General features: G+C 50.9%; 17 protein-coding genes and 1 tRNA gene. 7 read left to right on the forward strand and 11 right to left on the reverse strand.

Annotated features, from left to right (window positions below):
• Positions 1-22 precede the first annotated feature (22 nt).
• A complete protein-coding gene (locus EG028_RS14915) occupies positions 23-361 on the forward strand; it encodes a hypothetical protein (RefSeq protein WP_120517064.1) in 339 nt (112 codons plus the stop codon).
• Positions 362-368: 7 nt separating this feature from the next.
• Here the strand turns inward: EG028_RS14915 and EG028_RS14920 are convergent, their stop codons facing one another.
• Positions 369-659: a hypothetical protein gene (locus EG028_RS14920; RefSeq protein WP_120517063.1), complete on the reverse strand. Its 291-nt coding sequence runs from the start codon at positions 657-659 to the stop codon at positions 369-371.
• A 28-nt stretch (positions 660-687) separates the two neighbouring features.
• On the opposite strand from EG028_RS14920, the gene EG028_RS14925 reads away from it, so the two are divergent.
• Positions 688-1,029 carry a hypothetical protein gene (locus EG028_RS14925; protein WP_120517062.1) on the forward strand — a complete coding sequence of 114 codons (342 nt, stop codon included), beginning with the start codon at positions 688-690 and terminating at the stop codon, positions 1,027-1,029.
• Between the two features lie 214 nt (positions 1,030-1,243).
• Positions 1,244-2,875 carry a recombinase family protein gene (locus tag EG028_RS28080; protein WP_394364022.1) on the forward strand — a complete coding sequence of 544 codons (1,632 nt, stop codon included), beginning with the start codon at positions 1,244-1,246 and terminating at the stop codon, positions 2,873-2,875.
• Here EG028_RS28080 and EG028_RS14935 read toward each other — a convergent pair.
• The 10 genes from EG028_RS14935 to EG028_RS14980 form a co-directional block, all read right to left on the reverse strand.
• A tRNA-Arg gene (locus EG028_RS14935) sits at positions 2,835-2,909 on the reverse strand. The genes EG028_RS28080 and EG028_RS14935 overlap by 41 nt on opposite strands.
• Before the next feature lie 57 nt (positions 2,910-2,966).
• Positions 2,967-4,748, reverse strand: a complete 1,782-nt coding sequence (locus tag EG028_RS14940) for an AMP-dependent synthetase/ligase (RefSeq protein ID WP_120517061.1) — start codon at positions 4,746-4,748, stop codon at positions 2,967-2,969.
• A 17-nt stretch (positions 4,749-4,765) separates the two neighbouring features.
• Entirely contained in the window at positions 4,766-5,053 is a 288-nt protein-coding gene (locus tag EG028_RS14945) for a 2TM domain-containing protein (protein WP_120517060.1), read from the reverse strand.
• Between the two features lie 86 nt (positions 5,054-5,139).
• Entirely contained in the window at positions 5,140-5,805 is a 666-nt protein-coding gene (locus EG028_RS14950; protein ID WP_120517059.1) for a YceI family protein, read from the reverse strand.
• Positions 5,806-5,815: 10 nt separating this feature from the next.
• A complete protein-coding gene (gene paaN, locus EG028_RS14955; protein ID WP_120517058.1) occupies positions 5,816-7,477 on the reverse strand; it encodes a phenylacetic acid degradation protein PaaN in 1,662 nt (553 codons plus the stop codon).
• An 82-nt stretch (positions 7,478-7,559) separates the two neighbouring features.
• Positions 7,560-8,633, reverse strand: a complete 1,074-nt coding sequence (locus EG028_RS14960; RefSeq protein ID WP_120517057.1) for a tetratricopeptide repeat protein — start codon at positions 8,631-8,633, stop codon at positions 7,560-7,562.
• 77 nt (positions 8,634-8,710) lie between these two features.
• Positions 8,711-9,946 (reverse strand): DUF1015 domain-containing protein, encoded by a 1,236-nt coding sequence (locus tag EG028_RS14965; RefSeq protein ID WP_120517056.1) that lies wholly within the window; start codon positions 9,944-9,946, stop codon positions 8,711-8,713.
• Between the two features lie 177 nt (positions 9,947-10,123).
• On the reverse strand, positions 10,124-11,194 hold the full coding sequence (gene serC / locus EG028_RS14970; RefSeq protein WP_120517346.1) for a 3-phosphoserine/phosphohydroxythreonine transaminase: 1,071 nt from the start codon (positions 11,192-11,194) through the stop codon (positions 10,124-10,126).
• A 158-nt stretch (positions 11,195-11,352) separates the two neighbouring features.
• Positions 11,353-12,324 carry a zinc dependent phospholipase C family protein gene (locus EG028_RS14975; RefSeq protein WP_241559124.1) on the reverse strand — a complete coding sequence of 324 codons (972 nt, stop codon included), beginning with the start codon at positions 12,322-12,324 and terminating at the stop codon, positions 11,353-11,355.
• Between the two features lie 159 nt (positions 12,325-12,483).
• Complete coding sequence (locus EG028_RS14980) at positions 12,484-13,137, reverse strand: DUF502 domain-containing protein (RefSeq protein ID WP_120517054.1); 654 nt, start codon at positions 13,135-13,137, stop codon at positions 12,484-12,486.
• 456 nt (positions 13,138-13,593) lie between these two features.
• Between EG028_RS14980 and EG028_RS14985 the strand changes: the two genes are divergently transcribed.
• Genes EG028_RS14985 through EG028_RS15000 form a run of 4 tightly spaced genes read left to right on the forward strand, consistent with a single transcriptional unit; the run spans position 13,594 to position 20,325 of the window.
• On the forward strand, positions 13,594-14,214 hold the full coding sequence (locus tag EG028_RS14985; protein ID WP_120517053.1) for a TetR/AcrR family transcriptional regulator: 621 nt from the start codon (positions 13,594-13,596) through the stop codon (positions 14,212-14,214).
• A gap of 5 nt (positions 14,215-14,219) precedes the next feature.
• On the forward strand, positions 14,220-15,587 hold the full coding sequence (locus tag EG028_RS14990) for a TolC family protein (protein WP_120517052.1): 1,368 nt from the start codon (positions 14,220-14,222) through the stop codon (positions 15,585-15,587).
• Between the two features lie 38 nt (positions 15,588-15,625).
• Positions 15,626-16,735, forward strand: coding sequence for an efflux RND transporter periplasmic adaptor subunit (locus tag EG028_RS14995; protein ID WP_120517051.1), 1,110 nt, complete (start codon positions 15,626-15,628; stop codon positions 16,733-16,735).
• 29 nt (positions 16,736-16,764) lie between these two features.
• Positions 16,765-20,325: an efflux RND transporter permease subunit gene (locus EG028_RS15000; RefSeq protein WP_120517050.1), complete on the forward strand. Its 3,561-nt coding sequence runs from the start codon at positions 16,765-16,767 to the stop codon at positions 20,323-20,325.
• Positions 20,326-20,346 lie beyond the last annotated feature (21 nt).

Raw genomic sequence — 20,346 nt, forward strand, 5'->3', positions numbered from 1 at the left:
ATTCATCAACAAAAACATTTTTATGACTTGGGAAGAACTCGTCGAAAAACAAGGCCAGCAATATAAAGAACACCTGAACGGGTATCATGACAGCCTCAACAAGATGATAGAAGAAAAAGACAGCCTCATGCAGCATATGAAATGCAAGACGGAGGCCGAATTGCCGGAACCGATGCGCAATGTCTTAAAAAGCAACCGTGAAGCATGGGAGAACGAATGGGGGATGTACGGCAGCCGTTTTAAAGCCATGCGCATCGCGCAGCAAAAAGAAGTGAATAATTACTTCCGGCAACGTGATGTCGTGCAAACGATCGATAAAAGCCGCACGGCGAAACAAAACGGCAGGGATATTGGCGATTGATCCGCCGTTACAGAGATAGCTGCGGGTCGTTGTAGAGGCGAAGCGGTGAAACGTCCAAGACCCCGGCTATCACCTTTGTTTTATACTTCCGCGAAATATTGCAGTTCGCCTCAATCGACAGGCGGTTGCACAACATAAATTCAAGGAAAATAAAATCGGGATCGTTGCAGTCATGCTTCCAGTATTTCGCGGTGTATTTCCCGATCAAATAACGCGCCGTCGATACATACGGCAAGTGGTCGCCGTTGCCTTCATAAAAGGACTGCGTGAAGTAATTATCGTTAACAGGCGCTTGCATTCATTCACTTTATCTAAAATTCAAAAAAATGTCTACTGAAAATAGCGAAATGGTCGCTCTTCTGAAACGTCAGGAGCAAGACCGCAAAGACCTGGCTGCGGGTGTATTCGATGCATGGCAGTCCGTCAAAGAAAATGAAAAAAAACTATTGGCCCCCTACGACGGTGAACAAGAACACGCGCCGAAAGAGGTGAAGAAGGCCATCATACAGGGCCGGGAAGCGTATTTCGAGGAATGGGGTAGCGACGGCAGGCTTGCGGCGGTGATGAGCGAACGACACACAATAGAGCGCGAAGCGCTGGTAAGGCGTACTCAAATTCGTGAAGAGATACAACAGCGCCGGGATAGAAACAAAGATCGTGAACGATGAAAAGGATGACAGGGCATGGAGAAGGATCAAAAGAATGTCGTTACAGAAATTCCAAAACTCACCATCGAAGAAATCGATTCACAAGAATCTTTCAAGAATCTTTCGCAGGAAAAGAAATTAGAGTTAATTTTATTTCTCTTCCAGCTTTCCCTCGTATTGTATCACTCCCATTCACAAAACAACGATGAATAGCTTAACCTATTTTCAACAATTCATGCCAAAGAAGGTCGTGGAAGAAAACACCAATTTGTCCGTGTGGTCATACACGCGCGTTTCAACGAAAGATCAATACGACAAAAACGCCAGCGTCGAGCGCCAGCAGGAAGCAAACAAAGAGTACGCCAACTTATATAAATTCCACATCACAGAGCATTTTGGAGGAAATCATGAAAGCGAAAAATCTGATTGGACACGCAAGGAATTCTCCCGTCTTATCACGAAGGTAGAAACCTGTCGTAAAAAACCGTTCGCAATCATGGTATACATGGTTAGTCGCTTTTCGAGAAGCGGCGGGTCAGCCATCGGCCTTGTGAATTATTTGGTGGAAGATTTAGGTGTACACCTGATTGAGACGAGTAGCGGCATCAGCACAGTCACGGAAAGAGGAAAGGCGGCGATTTACGAAGAACTTTTTCAGGCGTTCAAAGAAAACATGGTGAAAAAGGAATGGGTCATCCCTAGCATGATTGCCTCTTTGAAAGAAGGCAACTGGATGGGGAAAGCTCCGCTAGGGTATAAACATTATGGGCGAAAGGTGAGGGATGAAAGCCGTTTTGCCTTCAAACAACGCATCGAGATCAACGAAGACGGCGAATTATTAAGAGAAGCATGGCAATGGAAGGCATCAGGCCATTTCAGTGATGCTCAAATATTGAGCAAACTCGCCGCACGAGGATTGGAGCTTACGCCGCAAAAAATTTCTGCAACGTGGCGTATGCCTTTCTACGCGGGTATTCTGATTAATAGTTTGCTGGACGAACCGGTTAAAGGCAATTGGGAACCCATCGTCAGCGAGGAGGATTTTATTAAAGTTCAAAATCTTCTTGATGGTGTACATCCCGGCAATCATGCGGGATACACGCATAATAAAATGGTGGAACAGCGCCCATTAACTCGTTTACTCAAATGTGATGGATGCAAACGCTATTTAGTGGGGTATCGGAACAAGAAAAAAAATAAAGATTATTATCACTGTCTTCATTGCGCAGGAGTCAGTTTGAACGCAGTGACGGCGGCCCAACGGGAAAGGAAGCAGGGTGCGCATGAGTTGTTTATCGATTTCCTGCAAAAATTTCAGCTTCCGCATGGTATTGCGCCACTTATTAAAATCCAACTTACCAAACTGTTTAAACATTATAATAATGGCCAAGGACGGAATGACGAAAATCTAAAAACACAGTGCGCGACTTTGGAGGATAAGATCAAGAAACTGAAAATTCGTCATGGCATGGGGGAAATCGAAAGAGAAACCTATGAACTGGCACACGCACATTTAAGTAATCAAATGCAGATTATAAACGCGGAAATGAATAAGCAAGCGCCACAATTATCTAACTTGGAAAAGTTGATTTCTCAGTCACTCAAAAAACTCGAAAACCTCAGTACTATATGGGCTTCCAGCGATTTAGAAGGAAAAAGAATAGTACACAGAATATTGTTTCCCGACGGAATTTATTACAACAAAGAAAAACGTGAATATCTAACTACTGAAGTCAATTCATTTCTGCACTTAACAAACTGTCTTTCAGTTGAATATAGAGGAAGCAAAAACGCGAATTTTCAAGACAATGCTGAAAATTCGCGTTTGGTAGCCCGGACAAGAATCGAACTTGTATCTAAAGTTTAGGAAACTTCTATTCTATCCATTGAACTACCGGGCCATTCCGCTTCTTAGCGGGAGCGCAAAAATAATGTTTTTTGCCAAATTTCCTTATTTTTTAAGCGTAAATATGCTCAATCGCGGACTGGTACTTGTTCTCGATCGCTTTTCGCTTCAGTTTCAGGGTAGGCGTCAGTTCCCCGCCACCTACCGTCCACTCCCCGGGCATGAGCTCGAACTTCTTTACCTGTTCAATGTGGTTAAAAAACTGGTTGTATTTGTCCACGGCCTGTTTGTACAGCGCTTTTACCTTCGGGTCGCGGAGGGCCTCTTCTTTGGAGGGGAAGGGCACGTTTTGGCTGCGGGCCCATTCTTTCAGGTTGCTAAAGTTGGGCACAATGAGGGCACCGGTAAATTTACGGTCCGCGCCCACTACCATGATCTGTTCGATGTACGGCGATTCCTTGAATTTGTTTTCTATAGGCTGCGGGGCAACGAATTTGCCGCCGGATGTTTTGAACAGTTCTTTTTTGCGGTCCGTGATCTTGAGGAATTTATTTTGTACCAGCGTGCCGATATCTCCCGTATGAAACCAGCCATCCTGGATGGTTTCGGCTGTAAGTTTGGGGTTTTTGTAATAACCCATGGTCACATTCGGGCCTTTTACGAGTATTTCGCCATCGTCCGCCAGTTTTACCTCCACATTGCTGATCGCGGGGCCTACGGTGCCAAACATACGGTCCTTCTCCTCTTTGCGGTTCACGGCGATCACCGGTGAGGTTTCGGTAAGGCCATACCCTTCCAGGAGGGATATGCCCGCCGCGGTGAATATCTTCAAAAGCCTTACCTGGCAGGCGGCTGCACCGGTTACGATGCATTCCAGCTGGCCGCCGAGGGCTTCTTTCCATTTGCTGAACACCAGCCTGCGGGCGATGGCCAGTTGCAGGTTATACCAGGGGCCCTGTTGTTTGTTGACCTCGTATTGTTTGCCCAGCTCCACCGCCCAGAAAAATATTGCGCGCTGCACGCCGGTAAGGGCAAGGCCCCGTGCCATGATCTTTTCATATACTTTTTCAAGGAGACGTGGTACGGTGGTGAAAATGTTTGGTTTCACCTCCTTCAGGTTGTCGGAGATGGACTCCATGTTTTCCGCGTAGTAGACGGATACGCCGGCGGAGAGATAAACATAAGTGACCATCCGTTCGAAAATATGATTCAGCGGCAGGAAACTAAGGGCGCGGGCGTTTTCATTCACCGGCAGGTAGGCAGCGCAGGCTTCCACATTGCTCATGATATTGCCGTGGCTCAGCATTACGCCCTTGGGTGTGCCGGTGGTGCCGGAGGTGTATATAAGGGTGACAAGTGTGTCTGCCGTAATGGTGTTTTTGATGGCTTCAATGCGGGCTACATCTGTTGTTGAGGCGGCGGCCAGGATGTCCATCCAGTGTTTTACGCCGGCAATGCGCTCGAAGGAATAAATTTCTTTCAGGGCGGGGAGCTTGTCCCGCTGTGACTGTACCTTTTCGTAAAGGTCCAGGTTGTCCACAAACAGGGTGCGGGCTTCGGCGTCATTGAGCACGTACACCAGTTCCGGCTCGCTGATGGTAGGGTAAATAGGCACAAGCACGGCGCCTACCTGCTGGCAGGCAAGGTCCGCCAGGATCCATTCGGGGCGGTTGTGGCTGATGATGGCCACTTTATCCTGCGATTCGGGTGTGAGGGCCGTGCCGCCGATGCCGAGCTGCAACAGGCCTGAACTGAAACGTTGTATGATCGAGGCAACGTCTTCGGTGCTGTAGGTTTTCCATGCCCCCTGTTCTTTGGCGGCCAGCATATCCTGTTTGGAATAGTTTTTCAGCTGATGTGGAATGACATCAAAAAGCCGGGTGAGTTGGTGCATGATGGGGTGTTTTTGGGTTATTCTCCTCTCTGCTGCTTTTCCTGCTGCAGTTTTTCGTACTCGCGGGTAGCGTCGCCGAACGGGTCTTTGTGGAAAGCATTGTAGTAGGCGAACGCAAGCCCGAGGCCCCAGCCCGCCATAGGCCACACCGGCCAGGGAATGCCGTTATGACTGTCGTCCGTAAGCAGCCAGATCACCCACAGAAAACCATTGATGATCAGGTAGGTCATCAGGTGAGTACGGAATTGTGCGCGGGATTTGGCAATACGCCACAGGCGTTGGTCCCGCTGTTGATTTGTTTCCATAAAAAGGAGCTTGTTGTTATTACCAATTTAACGAAAATAATCGGTAATGGAAAGGAAAGGGGCAGCCCGGAAGGCAGCCCCTGTATCTATCGTGTAACTATTTCGAAATGAATATTGACGACGGAATTGATCAGCTTATCCTGTAAGGACTTATCCGCCCGGTAAGTCATGCCCCATTGGGTACGGTCGATGTTGAAATTTGCTTCCCCTTTTACTTTTCCGCCGGTGAACACGATCTTGGCGGGGAAAGTGATGTTTTTGGTGGCATTCCTGATGGTGAGATTGCCTTTGATCATATGGGTGGCATCTTTCAGCAGTACGCCGTTATCGTCCGGGGCCGGGCGGTAGGGGCTTACTTCCGTGATCTCGAAAAGCGCGGTCGGGTAATTTCCCGCATCAAAAAAGTTCTCGCCGCGCAGCTCGTCCTCCAGCTTCTTTTTCATGTCCGGCTGGGTGCTGAGGTCCAGGTTGGCGATACTGTTGATGTCGATGGAAAAGTGGCCGCCTATCAGCGAACTGTCTTTGGTGTACAGTTCACCGCCTGAAAAGCGGAAGGAACCTTTGTGTTCTCCCGTCGGTTTGGTGCCGATCCAGAACAATATACTGGCTGCTGTGTCCAGCTGGTGGGTTCTGCCACCTTCCGGAACAGCTACGGTCTGCGCATCAGTTACGGCTGCTTTATCCGCTTTGGGGGCCTGTTGACAGGCAACGGCCACGATCATCAAAAAAAGTACCCGTGCATATATTTGCATATTGTCGCATTTAGTCCACGTATGTTCTGTTTCCCACCCATACAAAACGCTTCACGATAAACTCGGGATTGGTGAAGCTGGCGTTGCCGGCGGGATTGCCGCCGGAGACGTGCAGGTCGGAAAATGCGGCGTGCTGGTTCACCCAGATGAAGCCGGTAAAGTTAAAGGACACGGGGGTGAACACGCTGTTCATCGCATCCGCGATCTTTTCTTTTACCGCATCGTTCGTGGTGTAAGCACCGCAGGTGATGGCGCCGTGTTTGTCCGCCATTCCGCGGGCCAGCGTGATGGAATGATCGGTATCTTTTGTTTTCACAAGCAATACCACGGGGCCGAACAGTTCCTGCTCAAATACTTTCGTATCGTTTGCGGTTACTTCCAGCACAGTGGGTGAATAGGTCCTGGCGCCTGCATATTCGTCGTTGGCCACGGGTGCACCGCTCAGCAGCACTTTCGCGCCGGTTTCCCCGGCTGCTTTCACACGCTGGAGCGTGGCTTCATTTTGTACCGCGCCAAGCGTGCCGGCTCCCATCTTGGGATTGTTCACCAATGCCTGGATAGCGTCTTTGAACTTCTGCGCCACCTCGTCGTAGGAAACTTTCCCGTTTGGCGTATCGATGCCGCTTTCGGGAATAAAAAAGTTCTGCGGGGCCGTACACATCTGGCCGGAGTAGAGGCTCACGGAGAATGCGAGGTTCTGCATCACCGCATCAATATCTTTTACGGAATCCAGGATCACTGAATTGACGCCGGCTTTTTCGGTAAATACGGTTTTGCGGGGCGAAGCCAGCGATTCCACGTAATTGCCGAAAGCGCTGCCGCCGGTGTAATCTATCAGGGCTACGTCCGGGTGTTCGCTCAGCGTTTTGGTGATGGGCTGCTCGGAACTGTCCGCCGCCAGCTGGCAGGTATACGGATCCTGGCCGTTTTCTTCCAGCACCTGCTGTATGGCCGCCACCACGATGGCGATGGGGAGTATGGCTTTGGGATGCGGTTTTACGATCACGGCGTTGCCGGTGATGAGGTCCGCGTACATGCCCGGCAATGAGTTCCATACGGGGAAGGTAGAGCAGCCGATCACGAGGCCGAGGCCTTTTGGAACGGGCTTAAAGGTTTTTTCCAGCTTTACGCTGATCTTACCCATTGGTTTCTCCCAGGTCTGGTGCTCAGGGAAATGCTGCAATTGCTGGTAACCCATAGCAATGGCTTCAAGAGCGCGGTCGTTCGCATGCGGGCCGCTGGCCTGGAAGCTCATCATAAAGCTCTGGCCGGTGGTGTGCATGGTAGCGTGCGCGATCTCGAAGAAATGATGCTGGATCTTCTCCAGGGTTTCTGTAAGAATGCCCGCCCTGTCCGCCACAGAAAGCTGTGCCCAGCGTTGCCCGGCGCGTTTGCCGGCGTTCACCAGCTCTTCCGCGGACACAATGGGATAGGTGATGCCAAGCGGCTGAAGCGTGTAGGGGCTTACTTCTTCGCCATGCCATCCGTCCACTACTTTTTGTTTCAGCCGGGGAAAAGGTTTGTTCAGCAGTTCTTTAAACGAGGTTTCGCCTTGTGGCGGCGCTTCCTCGCCGTATGCCTTGGGGTGTTCAGGGTACTGCGCGTAAAAGGTTCTTTCCTGGTTGGCTTTTACGGCTTTGTCAATAATGTTTTGGTGTTTTGCGATCAGCATAAGTGCTATGGTTTAGATTCTTGTTGTAGTGTTGAACCGGCCTGCCATGCTGTGTTTCCCGCTTCCGCCCGCGGGCCGGGCCTTACTTGATCGTTGCCAGTTTACCGGTGTTGTAAAATTCTTCGTCTTTCAGCTTTAGCGGATGGTTGCGCTGCCAGGCGGAAAAACTATCGTATTCCGTTTTGTGCAGCGCCGTCCATGCTTTGTAATCCGCCGCGTTAGCCGAAGGGCCGAACAGCCATTGATTATATGCTTCGAACATTCCGTCCCTCAACAGCCTGCGCTGAAAATCGAAGAGGGCGTATGGGTATTTTAATGAATAAAAATTATACCAGTCCAGCAGGAAACGGGTGCGCAGCATCACCAGCGATTGCGGTTCGATGCCGGTAGCGATCACGCTCACCTGTTTGGCCATGATGCTTTTGTAAGCATCCATAAAACCTACATCCGGGCCTTTTTTGCCTTTGGAGGAACTTTCGGTGGGTACACTGTTGAAGATATCCGGGTCGTCGAAGAGTTTTTTGTAACACTCCAGCACAATGTCCCTTATCTCGGCGGTACGGGTGGTATAACTTTCGAGATTGATGAAGGTTTCGCCGTAAAGGATGGCCCAGATAGGCTCTTTGGTCCAGAGATAACTCCGGGCGGCGTGGTAATAGTTGCCGGGGAAGTTCGGGTCCACCTCGATGCCTTTCACCCAATAACGCAAAGCGCCGTCGAAATTCTTCATATTCTGGAGCAGGTCACCGTAGTCGTTGTGCAGCTCGCCGCTTTTGGGGAACTTGCGAAGGCCGCGCTGATAGAGCTTTTCGGCGCCCTTCCAATCCTGTTTGCTTTGGTAGATGTTGCCGGCTATCTGGAAGAGATGGACGTCCGCCTCTTTTTTGTCCACCAGCGGGGACACGACCGTGTAGGCCCTGTTGTAATCGCCTTTCAGATAATAGGCAAAAGCGAGGTCTTTTTTCAGCTCAATATCGTCCGGTGCGGATTGTATGGCCTGGTTGAGCACCAGGATGGCGTTTGCGTAGTCGCCCGTGCGCAAAAAGGTGCGCGCGGTGTTTTGCAGTTCGCCGTTATCCTGCGCAATTGCCCACTGTACGGAAAGGATACCCGCCAGCACAAGGGACCATTTTTTAGCAGCCTTTTGCCATTCCATCGTTCGGTTCGTTTTATGTAAATGTAAGAAAAAGCGCTGACCCCGCCGCAGGGGCCGGGCCGGCGCTTTCAGGAAGATCAGATCAGGTGGGTGAGCAGCCCGTCGCGGAGCTTGGGTTCAAACCAGGTGCTTTTGGGAGGCATTACATTCCCACTGTCCGCAATGTCGAACAATTGCTGGATGGTAACGGGGTACAGCGCGAAGGCCACGGCCATATCGCCGCTATCTACCCTTTTCACGAGTTCGCCGAGGCCGCGGATGCCGCCTACGAAGTCGATGCGTTTGTCCGTCCTGGGATCTTTGATGCCCAGGAGTTTGTCCAGTACATTGTTCTGAAGGATGGTCACGTCCAGGATGCCGATGGGGTCCGCGGTGTAGGTGCCTTCGCGGGCTACGAGGCGGTACCAGGTATGGTCCAGGTACATGCTGAACTCGTGCAGGCCGGATGGTTTCTGCTCGTGGTGGCCGATGGCTTCCACGATAAAGTCATATTCGAGACGGGAGATAAAGTCTGCTTTGCTGTGGCCGTTCAGGTCTTTCACCGTGCGGTTATAGTCCAGGATGGCCAGCTGGCTGGCGGGGAAAATAGTGGTCAGGAAATAGTTCAGGTTGGCATCGGAGTGGATGTCTTCACCGGAAGCCTTCTGTACCAGCGCGGCGGATGCGGCGCGGTGATGACCGTCCGCAATGTAGGTAGCCGGCACTTTCGTATCAAATAATTCCGTGATCTGATCGCCGGTGGCGGCTTCGTTCACCACCCAGATGGTGTGGCTGATGCCGTCTTCCGCGGTGAAGTCATATACGGGAGCATGGCGCTGCTGCCAGTGGTCGATGATGGTGTTCAGTTCGGGCACATCGTTGTATGCCAGGAACACGTTGCCGGTCTGGGCGCGGGTATTGGTGATGTGATTGATACGGTCCAGTTCTTTGTCGGGGCGGGTGAATTCGTGTTTTTTGATGATCCCGTTGTTATAGTCGGCAATGGACGAAACGCATACGAGGCCGGTCTGGGAGCGGCCGTCCATCACGAGTTTGTAGATATAGTAGCAGGGAGTTTCTTCATGGAAGAGGGTACCGGAGGCCTGGAGTTTCTGCAGGTTTTCGGCGGCTTTCTGGTAAACGGCATCGCTGTGGATGTCCGTTCCTTCCGGGAGGTCAATCTCCGATTTGGACACGCGGTAGAAGGAATTAGGGTTCCCCGCAGCCTCGGCGGCGGCTTCTTTGGAGTTGAGCACGTCATACGGCCTTGCAGCTACATCTTTAGCCAGCGCGGGTTGCGGACGCAACGCCCGGAAAGGTTTAATAATTGCCATGATCTTTGGTTTACTGTTAAGAGGGGTAAAAATAAGAAAAGGAGGGTAGGAATAAAAAAGACTGCCGCATTTCGTGCGGCAGTCTGTACATATAATATTTTATCATGCTTAGGTCTAGGCGATTGCGGGGGAGAAAAATCACGGATTGTTCTCTGTTGCCCCGGCGCTTTGGGGTTGCTACGCTTTCTTCAGCGAGAAGAATTTCATGGCTTCCACCATTACTTCCACGCTTTCGAGGGGGAGTGCATTGTAAAGGGAAGCGCGGAAACCTCCGGACAGGCGGTGTCCTTTGATGCCAACGATGTCTTCCTTCTTGCAGAATTTCACGAATTCTTCTTCCAGCTCGGGTTTGTCGATGGTGAAGGTGACGTTCATTTTGCTCCGGTCTTCTTTCGCTACGTTTCCACGGAAGAGGGGGTTATGATCGATCTCGTCGTAGAGGAGGGCGGCTTTTTTGTTGTTCACCTTTTCTATCGCCGCTACGCCACCCTGGCCTTTGAGCCAGCGGAGAGTGAGCATGGAGATATATACCGCAAATACGGGCGGGGTATTGAGCATGGAGCCGTTCTCTATGTGGAGCCTGTAATCCAGTATACTGGGAATCTTACGGGTCACCTTGCCGAGCATGCTTTTGCGTACGGCCACCATGGTAGCGCCTGCCGCGCCCATGTTTTTCTGTACGCCCGCATATATCAGGGCATAACGGTTAAAATCCATCTGGCGGCTTAAGATGTCTGAGCTCATATCTGCAATCAGGGGAACGTCCGTTTCCGGGGTTGCCTGCCACTGTGTACCATAGATGGTATTGTTCGTGGTGATGTGCAGGTATTTGGCTTGCTGGGGTACCGTAAACTGCTTGGGGATGTGATTGTAGTTTGTGTCTTTGGAGCTGGCGGAAACTTCTACATAACCGAACTGTTTGGCCTCCTTGATCGCTTTGTTGGACCATACGCCGGTATCAATGTAGGCGGCGGTTTCACCGTTTTCGAGGAGGTTCATTGGAACCTGCATGAATTGGGTGGTGGCGCCTCCGTGAAGGAACAGCACTTCGAAGTCGTCATCCAGCTGCATCAGCTCCCTGACAAGACTACGTGCCTCTTCCATCACGGCTACAAATGGTTCCGTGCGATGTCCTATCTCAAGGATAGACATTCCCGTGCCTTCAAAGTCAATCAGCGCTTTGCTGGCTTTGTACAGCACTTCGTTTGGTAATACAGAAGGACCTGCATTAAAGTTGTGCACCTTCATGTTACGATCTAAATTGAATACGTTTTCTTGTTCCACTTGTCTATGGTTTTTCGAAGGAAAGGTAAAAATCACGGCGATATAAAAAACCGGAAGATTGGTCAGTGTAGGACTAGGTTAAAAGATTAGAAGGCCAAAGATAAACTTTCTTTTGTTATTTCTTAATGGGGCCGTCCAATTATTTTGCCTTGTTTCCAGAGGCTGTCCAGTTGCCGGAGCTCTTGTTGTTCTTCCCCCGTAAAGCCGGGCTGGGCCTGCTTCGCAAGCGAAGGCTGGCCGGCATTCACCCAGGCTGTATACCAGCATGATGCAACGCTGTGGATAGCTCCCCGAAGCCGCCTTTCCACCATGCCATTCAGGCGGTTATGATAAGCCGCGGTATAGCCGGCGGAGTAGTTCCGCACCAGCTGCCCGTTCCGCGGCTCATATGCATAACGTTGATCTGAAGGAAAATTCATACTCAATGTTTTTTCGATATGTAGCACGGAATCCGCGGCCAGTGAGCTTTCTATAATGATCTGCCAGAAATGCTCCCCGGGCGATGAAATATAGGAGGCCTTCCCCGTCCAGTAATCAAAGGTACGGTCCGCGAACAGCTCCGGTATGCGCGACTCCCACAGCCCGTGAATCCCATGCTGGCCTGTGTATTGGCCGTTGTGGTTGGAGCAGGCGTGCAACGGCACATAGGCATCCCCGATATAATGCCCCAGCTCCGCCGCCGTTTTCAGAATACCCGCCGTATTGCCTTCCATAAAAAAACGCGTCAGCCGGTACATCATCCTTTCCAGGTGCCAGGGCAAAACACCGTTCCGCTCCAGGCTGTCCACGGTATATTTTTCCACCGCCTCCCTCCAGCCGCGCGGCAACATCGGAAATGGCGGGCTGCCGTAACGGTCCATATCTATATAATGACGCGCCCCTTCCCCGGGCACCATATACCTCCGTTTATCCGGCGCCGTGGACTGCGCCACCAGGTATTCAAGATGTGGTTTGAACAGCACCATCATTTCCGGGGGAAGTGAAAATACCGCCAGCCGGTTGATACGCTCATGGGCAAAGAACCCCCAACCCTTACTGGTGAAAGGAATGATTAACAAGGCTGATACAACCGCCAGCCGCAACAATGGTAACATCACTTGTGGATTTGATATGCCTGCAATATCGCCGGAATATTAATGCGGCCGCAAATTTCAGGCTGAGAATATCCCGGAGTTGGAAGGGAATATCTCTATAAAATGAATGTCCGAAGTGAAAATGTGTATTTGTTCAGGTTTAAATTCCTGGAAATCAACCTAATGATTTGTTTTGTTCGCTTCCTGCACCACCGCCGGCAACTCCGTGATATGCGTCACCCCGCCCGATACGGCGAACTTCATCGCCTCGCCCGCCGATACGTTCGTCAGCGGCCGCACCTTTTCCTTCCGCACCATAAATACCTTGCCCGTGATCGCATATGCGTGCGGCACATATACCGCAAAATACCCTTCCAGCCCCAGCGCCCGCACATCATCCTGCGTGATAAAGCCCATTTCCCACACATCATCCCCGTACACATTCACCAGCACCGGGTGGTCAAACTTCTTCTTTTCCCCCACAAACGCGTCGAACACGTCCTTTACAGAGGAATAGATATATTTAATAAATGGCGTCCGCTCCAGTATATGGTCGAACATATCGATCAGCCGCCCTACTATAAAAGAGGAGCTCAGGTAACCCACAAACACCACCAGGATCAGCACGATGGCAAACCCGACCCCCTTGTACCGGAGGAAATTCAACGGGTGGTCCACCGGCACCACATCCTTCGGCAAAAGATTATCTATCGTTATAAAACCCCAGTAAAGCGTAAATGCGGTGATCCCAATGGGCGCGAGGATAAGCAAACCCTGGAAAAAATAGCGCAGTATGCGGGAAAACAGTACTCTTAACCTCAGTTTTGGAGACATGATGATATGGTATTGAAAGGGCAAAGTTACTGTATTTGAAGAGGACAAGTCCCGATTCTTGTGCCAAAATAAGGAATGTTCCAGGTGGCCCTTGCAGCTGAAAGCCGCCACTGGCGGAAGAGGAGATACCGGACTGATAATATTTTGCCTATTGCCTTCATGTAGCTGTATAATTACGGCGTAATAGCCTGGAACCAGCTATGGTAGCTATGGGATAGATATAGGCAAGGCGGAGTTGAGGTGGAGATGAGGCGGACTTGATCCGGAGTTGACCCGGTTAATATTCCACCAGGGCCGTTGACGTAAGATTGGCCGGGCTCCGATCAAACGCAGCCATGGCTGACCAATTCCATTCGTCATAAAGTTCAAAAATATAGAATGGAAACTTTGGCAGTTTAAATAGTTTCCATAGTTTTGTGCGTGTAAAATTCAAAAATCCCCTGCCCGGATAAACCAATGGAAGTACAAGAGCGAATATTAGATACGGCGTTCAACCTGTTCCGGCAATACGGCACAAGGTCTATTACCATGGATGATATCGCCATCAAGATGGGGATTTCCAAAAAGACCCTGTATGCCCATTTTGCGGACAAGAGCGACCTGGTGGTGAATGTGATCAGCCGTCACCTGAAGCTCATGCAGGACCAGTGTATTGAGAGCCGTAATAACAGTAAAGATGCCGTGGAAGAGCTGTTCCTTGTCATGAAAATGCTGGAGGAGAAACTGCGGAATATGAACCCGGTGGTAATGATGGACCTTCAGAAGTTCCATTCCAAAGCCTTCCAGCTGTTCGAGGAACATAAAAACGTGTTCCTGATGCAGACCATCCGGGAAAACCTGGAGCGGGGCATCAGGGAGGGACTGTACCGGCCGGACCTGGATATCGATATCCTCAGTCATTTCCGGACCGCCTCCACCATGTTCTGCTTCCAGCCGGAGCTGTTCCCGATGAACGGATATGATATGTCAAAAGTTCAGCGGGTGCTCCTGGAGCACTTCCTGTTCGGAGTGGCTTCGCTGAAAGGATACCAGGAAATTGAGAAATATAAATCCAAAGATTACCCGAATAAATATTAAGAAATATGCAGTTTAAATGGAAGCTCATCGCCTTCGCCGGCCTGATGACGCAATTTTTCACCTACGCCAGGGCTCAGCAGGCGCCGCCGCCTTCGCAGGAAACCGTGCGTATGTCCGCGCAGCAGGCGGTAGCCTATGCGCTACAAAATCAGTATACGGTCCGCAATGCCAAAATGGACGAATTGTATCAACTGGCCGTAAATAAGGAGGTGAGCGGCCTGGCTCTACCCCAGGTATCCGGCGCAGGTACTTTTCAGCACAACCCGATCATTCAGAAGCAATTGCTCGACGCCAGCAACTTTGATACCAGCGTAGCCAAAGGAACGCTGGTGCCGTTTTCCTTTGGACTGGCTTATAACATGCAGGGCACGGTGAATGTAAGCCAGGTATTGTTCGACCCCAGCGTACTGGTGGCCCTACAGGCCCGCAAAACCCTGGAAGAACTGGCCAACAAAAACGTTAAAAAGTCGGAGATCGATGTGAAAACGGAAGTGTATAAAGCATATTATAACGTAGTGGCAACCGACAAAGCCCTGGCTATCCTGCGGGAAAATATCGACCGGCTGGGGAAAACCCTGGCGGAAACCCGTGAAATATATAATAACGGGTTAGTTGAAAAGCTGGATGTGGACAGGCTTGTAGTGCAATTCAACAACCTGAAATCCGAAGACACCCGCCTTCGTAATCTCCGGGAAGTAGGAATTGCCGCGCTCAAATACCAGATCGGCATGCGCATCGCCCAGCCGCTGGAATTGACGGATACGCTCAGTTCCAACGCACTCAAGGCGGATATCCAGGAAGACCAGCCATTCACTTACACAGAAAGGATCGAATATCAGCTGCTCGAAACGCAGAAAAAAGCGAATGAATACAACCTGAAAAGATACAGGCTGCAGGCATTGCCTTCTTTGTCCCTCTTCGGACAGGGTGGTGCTGCCAGGGCCGCTACCGAATTTGATTACTTCCAGGGGAAGCCCGGTTGGTACGGTTTCGTATCCTACGGCCTGAATCTTTCCGTGCCGATTTTCACAGGAATGCAAAGAAGGAGAAAAGTAGACCAGGCGATGATCGATGTTAAAAAGTCAGATCTGGCCATCGAGAATATGAGGAATGTGATCGACCTGGACCAGGCCACTTCAAAAAGCACCCTGCGCAATAACATCACCAGCCTGACCGATCAGGAAGAAAATATGCAGCTGGCAAAAGAAGTGTATGAGACGACCAATATTAAATACCGTGAAGGGGTTGGCTCAAGCCTGGAAATGATCACTGCGGAAACGCAGCTGCTCACCGCGCAGAACAACTATTTTAACGCACTGTTCAATGTGATCGTGTCGCGTATCGATTACCTGAAAGCATACGGTAAGCTCTAATCATCAACCTTTTAACATCCGCCTAAATCTATAATACAATGACCAAAAGATATTTAGTACTCTCTCTCGCTACGCTGATCATGGCTGCCTGCGGCGGCGGGGAGGTAAACAAAACCGAAAAACTCCAGAAGCTCAAACAGGATAAAGCCAAGCTGGACCTGGAAATTTCCACTTTGGAAAAAGAGCTGAAAGCCGGCGATTCTTCCGTAAAAACCAAGACCGTAACCATTGCCGCCATACAGGATACCCTGTTTGAACACTTCATCGATATACAGGGTAATGTGGATGCGCGTGAAAACGTGAACGTGGGCGCACAGTCTCCGGGTATCATTAAAGCCATCTATGTGAAAGAAGGCCAGCATGTATCCAAAGGCCAGACGCTCGCCCAGGTGGATGACCAACTGGTACGCTCCAATATAGCCGAACTACAGACCCGCCTGGATCTCGCCCGTACGCTGTACCTCAAACAGGAAAACCTGTGGAAACAGAAGATCGGCTCCGAAGTACAGTACCTGAATGCAAAATCCGGTGTTGAAAGCCTGGAAAGGAACCTGGAAACGCTGAAAGAGCAACAGGCCCTCGCCCGCATCATTTCCCCCATCAACGGTACCGTGGATGCGGTGATTGCCAAGATCGGCGACGCAGCAGCGCCCGGCCAGCCTGCTTTCCGCGTGGTGAACAGCAGCAACCTGCGAGTTGTGGCTAATATTGCCGAATCATTCGCAGGCCGCGTGAAAACCGGTGATGAAGTGATCGTGACGCTGCCGGATATCCAGAAAGAGATCCGCACCCGCATCGGTTTCGCTTCTAAAGTGATCGACCCGCTGAGCCGTACCATCAACGTGGAGATTCCGCTGAAACCTTCCAATGATCTGCATCCGAACATGATCGCACAGCTGCGTATCGTGGATTACCGCGCAAAAGATGCGATCGTGATCCCGGTGGGCGTTATACAATATTCACTCGGCAAACCTTATGTGCTGACCGTTAAAGGTGAAGGCAACAAACTGCAGGCCGTACGTACAAATATCGAACTGGGCCGTACTTACAACGACAAGGCAGAGGTGAAGTCAGGCTTAAAAAGCGGGGACAGGGTGATCACCACCGGCTTCCAGGGTCTGAACGATAACGACTACATCAAATTGTAACCAGGTTTGCCATCTTTAAAATTTAACCGATGAAGGACTTAGAAAAAGAGTTTAAACCCACCAGTTGGTCGATCGATAATAAGGTGAGTATTTATGTGGCCACCCTTATTATTACGATCGCCGGCTTCCTGGCCTATAATGCGATGCCCAAGGAACAGTTTCCCGAGGTGGTGTTTCCGCAGTTTTATATATCTACTATTTATTTCGGTACTTCTCCGGAGGATATGGAAACCCTGGTGACCAAACCTATTGAGAAGAAACTGAAATCCATTTCAGGCGTAAAAAAGATCACCAGCTCGTCCATACAGGACTATTCCGCGATCACTATCGAATTTAATCCGGATGAAAACCTGGAAGCGGCGGCGAACGAAGTAAGGGCGAAGATCGATGAAGCTAAACCGGACCTGCCCACCAACCTTTCCACGGACGGGCAGGAACCGCAGGTGATACAGATCGACGTTTCGCAGATCCCGATCATGAACGTGAACATGAGCGGTGACTTTGACCTCCAGACATTGAAGCGGTATGCTGATGAAATGCAGGACAGGATCGAAAGCCTGAAAGAGATCACCCGTGTGGACATTGTGGGTGCGCTGGACAGGGAGATCCATATCGACCTGGACAAATACAAAATGGACGCGGCCCGCATCAGCTTCGACGATATCGCTGCCGCCGTAGCCGCGGAAAACAGGACTATCTCCGGTGGCCTTGTATCCATGGACGGCCAGAAACGTACGCTCTCCGTGAAAGGCGAATATAAAGACCCGACCCTGATCAGGAACATCGTGATCCGCGGCGCTTCCGGGGCTGTAGTATACCTGCGTGACATTGCCGATGTGAAAGATGACTTTAAAGAACAGGAATCTTACGCCCGGCTGAACGGCAAAAGCGTAATCACGCTGAACGTGATCAAAAGAAGCGGGCAGAACCTGATCGACGCATCGGACAAGATTGCGAAGATCGTCGAAGAAATGAAAGCAGGTTACCTGCCGAAAGGCCTGGATGTGACCATCACGGCTGATCAGAGTGAGTCTACCCGCGTTACCCTGCATGACCTGATCAATACCATCATCATCGGTTTTATCCTGGTGACCGTCGTGCTGATGTTCTTCATGGGCGCTGTGAACGCCATATTCGTGGCGGCATCCGTGCCTATCTCTATGTTCATCGCATTCGTGGTGCTTGGTATGATGGATTACACGCTGAACATGATGGTACTGTTCTCCTTCCTGCTGGCGTTGGGTATTGTGGTGGATGACGCGATCGTGGTAATTGAAAACGTGCATCGTATATTCTATGAGCGAAGGGACCTTGGTATTGTGAAAGCCGCGAAGATAGCGGCGGGCGAAGTGTTCCTCCCGGTATTTTCCGGTACGCTTACGGTGCTTGCGCCATTCGTGCCCCTGCTCTTCTGGCCGGGTATTATCGGCAGTTTCATGAAATTCCTGCCTGTAACCCTGATCGTTACCCTGCTGGCTTCGCTGGTAGTGGCATATATTATCAACCCCGTGTTTGCGGTGGACTTCATGGATCGTCATGAAGGTGAAGGCCATCCCAAACCGCGTTTCGACAGGAAGTTTACCATCGTGACCATCGTGTTCGCTGTCGTTGCCCTGATCTGTTACGGCATCAGCGGCGGCGCCGGCAATATCGTGGTGTTCCTTTACCTGCTGGTAGTGCTGGAGCGTTTCTGGCTGGGCGGCGTAGCGAGGAAATTCCAGAGCAACGTCTGGCCCCGTGTGCAGAACCGTTACAGGCGCGTACTCAGTTGGGCTATTGTAGGATGGCGCCCGGTGGGAATATTGCTGGGTACTTTTGGCTTGCTGATCTTCAGTATTGTCCTCACGACGATCCGCAGCCCCAAAGTGGTGTTTTTCCCCCAGGCTGATCCTAACTTTATCTACGCTTATATTGAACTGCCGATCGGTACAGATCAGAAAGTGACAGATTCCATCACGAACGTGATCGACGAAAGAGTGACCAAAGTAGTAGGCGGCACCAAAAATCCGCTGGTGAAATCCATCATCTCCAACGTAGCCGTTGGCGCGGGCGATCCCAGCCAGATGGACATGAGCACGCAGCCGCACAAAGGCAAAGTGACCGTGGCATTCGTAGAATTCGCCAAACGTAATGGCCAGTCTACCGTAAAATATCTTGATGAGATCCGTGCTGCTGTAAAAGGGATACCCGGTGCGGACATCACTGTTGAACAGGAGCAAGGCGGCCCTCCGACCGGCAAGCCTATCAACATCGAGATCAGCGGGGACGAATTTGAACTGCTGGCCAATACTTCTGACCGTTTGAAGAGATATCTCGACAGTCTCCAGATCGGTGGTGTGGAAGAGCTGAAAAGCGACTTCCAGAGCAACAAACCGGAGATCATTGTATCCATAGACCGTGAAAGGGCAAACCGCGAAGGTATTTCCACCGGCCAGATCGGCGGCGCATTGCGTACCGCATTGTTCGGAACGGAAGTATCCAAATTCCGCGACCCGGAAGACGATTACCCGATCATCGTCCGCCTCCAGGAAAGCCAGCGTAACAATATCAATACGCTTATGAACCTGAACCTTACGTACCGCGACATGAACATGGGCGGGGCGATCAGGCAGGTGCCGCTAAGCTCTGTGGCCGATATCCGTTACTCAAATACCTATGCAGGCATCAAACGTAAAGATGATAAACGCGTGGTGACCCTGTACTCCAACGTACTGACAGGTTTCAACGCGAATGAAGTGGTAGCTGCCATCAATTCCGCGGTGCTGGACTTCAGCCCGCCGGACGGCATCACCGTGAAAATGACGGGCGAGCAGGAAGACCAGGCTGAAACCATGAACTTCCTCGTAGTTGCGATGCTGGGCGCCATTGGCCTCATCTTCTTTATCATGGTAACGCAGTTCAACTCCGTTGGCCGTTCCTTCGTGATATTCCTGGAGATCCTCTTCAGTATCATCGGTGTGTTCCTGGGCTTTGCCATCTTCGGTATGGATATCTCCATCGTAATGACCGGTGTGGGTATCATGGCCCTGGCAGGTATCGTGGCGCGTAACGGTATCGTACTGGTAGAGTTCACGGACCTGCTCGTCATGCAGGGCGTACCGCTGAACGAAGCCGTAGTGGAAGCGGGCAGAACGCGTATGACGCCGGTGTTGCTCACCGCCATCGCAGCCATCCTGGGTCTTATCCCGCTGGCGGTTGGTCTGAACATCGACTTCTGGGCGCTGTTCTCCGAGTTCAACCCGCATATCTTCTTCGGTGGTGACAACGTGGCCTTCTGGGGCCCGCTGGCCTGGACCATGGTGTTCGGCCTGATCTTCGCCACCTTCCTTACCCTGATCCTGGTGCCGGTGATGTATGCGATGAACAAACGCTGCATCGACGTGCTGGATCTTTATGGTCTGCCCCGTGCGCTGAAATATGTACCGTTCCTGGTGCTTATTCTCAAACTGTTCTCCAAGAAGTCAACAGTGCGCAAGCTGCACGACCTGAATTATGTTTCACCACGTCCTTATAACTTCTTTAACCATCAGCCCGACGGCGAGGATAAAGAAGCGGCCAAATCCGCCAAAGGAGTAGTAATGCATCATTAAAAACGAACTGTTTTTTCTTTT

The organism is Chitinophaga barathri, from assembly GCF_003807585.1.
GTDB classification, from domain to species: Bacteria; Bacteroidota; Bacteroidia; order Chitinophagales; family Chitinophagaceae; genus Chitinophaga; species Chitinophaga barathri.

Excerpts from the sequence above, each read along its gene's own strand:
- EG028_RS14915 (WP_120517064.1), top strand. The coding sequence starts at position 23 with ATGACTTGGGAAGAACTCGTCGAAAAACAAGGCCAGCAATATAAAGAA.
- EG028_RS15000 (WP_120517050.1), top strand. The coding sequence starts at position 16,765 with ATGAAGGACTTAGAAAAAGAGTTTAAACCCACCAGTTGGTCGATCGAT.
- EG028_RS14990 (WP_120517052.1), top strand. The coding sequence starts at position 14,220 with ATGCAGTTTAAATGGAAGCTCATCGCCTTCGCCGGCCTGATGACGCAA.
- EG028_RS14965 (WP_120517056.1), bottom strand. The coding sequence starts at position 9,946 with ATGGCAATTATTAAACCTTTCCGGGCGTTGCGTCCGCAACCCGCGCTG.
- EG028_RS14975 (WP_241559124.1), bottom strand. The coding sequence starts at position 12,324 with ATGTTACCATTGTTGCGGCTGGCGGTTGTATCAGCCTTGTTAATCATT.
- EG028_RS28080 (WP_394364022.1), top strand. The coding sequence starts at position 1,244 with ATGCCAAAGAAGGTCGTGGAAGAAAACACCAATTTGTCCGTGTGGTCA.
- EG028_RS14940 (WP_120517061.1), bottom strand. The coding sequence starts at position 4,748 with ATGCACCAACTCACCCGGCTTTTTGATGTCATTCCACATCAGCTGAAA.
- serC (WP_120517346.1), bottom strand. The coding sequence starts at position 11,194 with ATGAAGGTGCACAACTTTAATGCAGGTCCTTCTGTATTACCAAACGAA.
- EG028_RS14925 (WP_120517062.1), top strand. The coding sequence starts at position 688 with ATGTCTACTGAAAATAGCGAAATGGTCGCTCTTCTGAAACGTCAGGAG.
- EG028_RS14920 (WP_120517063.1), bottom strand. The coding sequence starts at position 659 with ATGCAAGCGCCTGTTAACGATAATTACTTCACGCAGTCCTTTTATGAA.
- paaN (WP_120517058.1), bottom strand. The coding sequence starts at position 7,477 with ATGCTGATCGCAAAACACCAAAACATTATTGACAAAGCCGTAAAAGCC.
- EG028_RS14950 (WP_120517059.1), bottom strand. The coding sequence starts at position 5,805 with ATGCAAATATATGCACGGGTACTTTTTTTGATGATCGTGGCCGTTGCC.
- EG028_RS14945 (WP_120517060.1), bottom strand. The coding sequence starts at position 5,053 with ATGGAAACAAATCAACAGCGGGACCAACGCCTGTGGCGTATTGCCAAA.
- EG028_RS14985 (WP_120517053.1), top strand. The coding sequence starts at position 13,594 with ATGGAAGTACAAGAGCGAATATTAGATACGGCGTTCAACCTGTTCCGG.
- EG028_RS14960 (WP_120517057.1), bottom strand. The coding sequence starts at position 8,633 with ATGGAATGGCAAAAGGCTGCTAAAAAATGGTCCCTTGTGCTGGCGGGT.
- EG028_RS14995 (WP_120517051.1), top strand. The coding sequence starts at position 15,626 with ATGACCAAAAGATATTTAGTACTCTCTCTCGCTACGCTGATCATGGCT.
- EG028_RS14980 (WP_120517054.1), bottom strand. The coding sequence starts at position 13,137 with ATGTCTCCAAAACTGAGGTTAAGAGTACTGTTTTCCCGCATACTGCGC.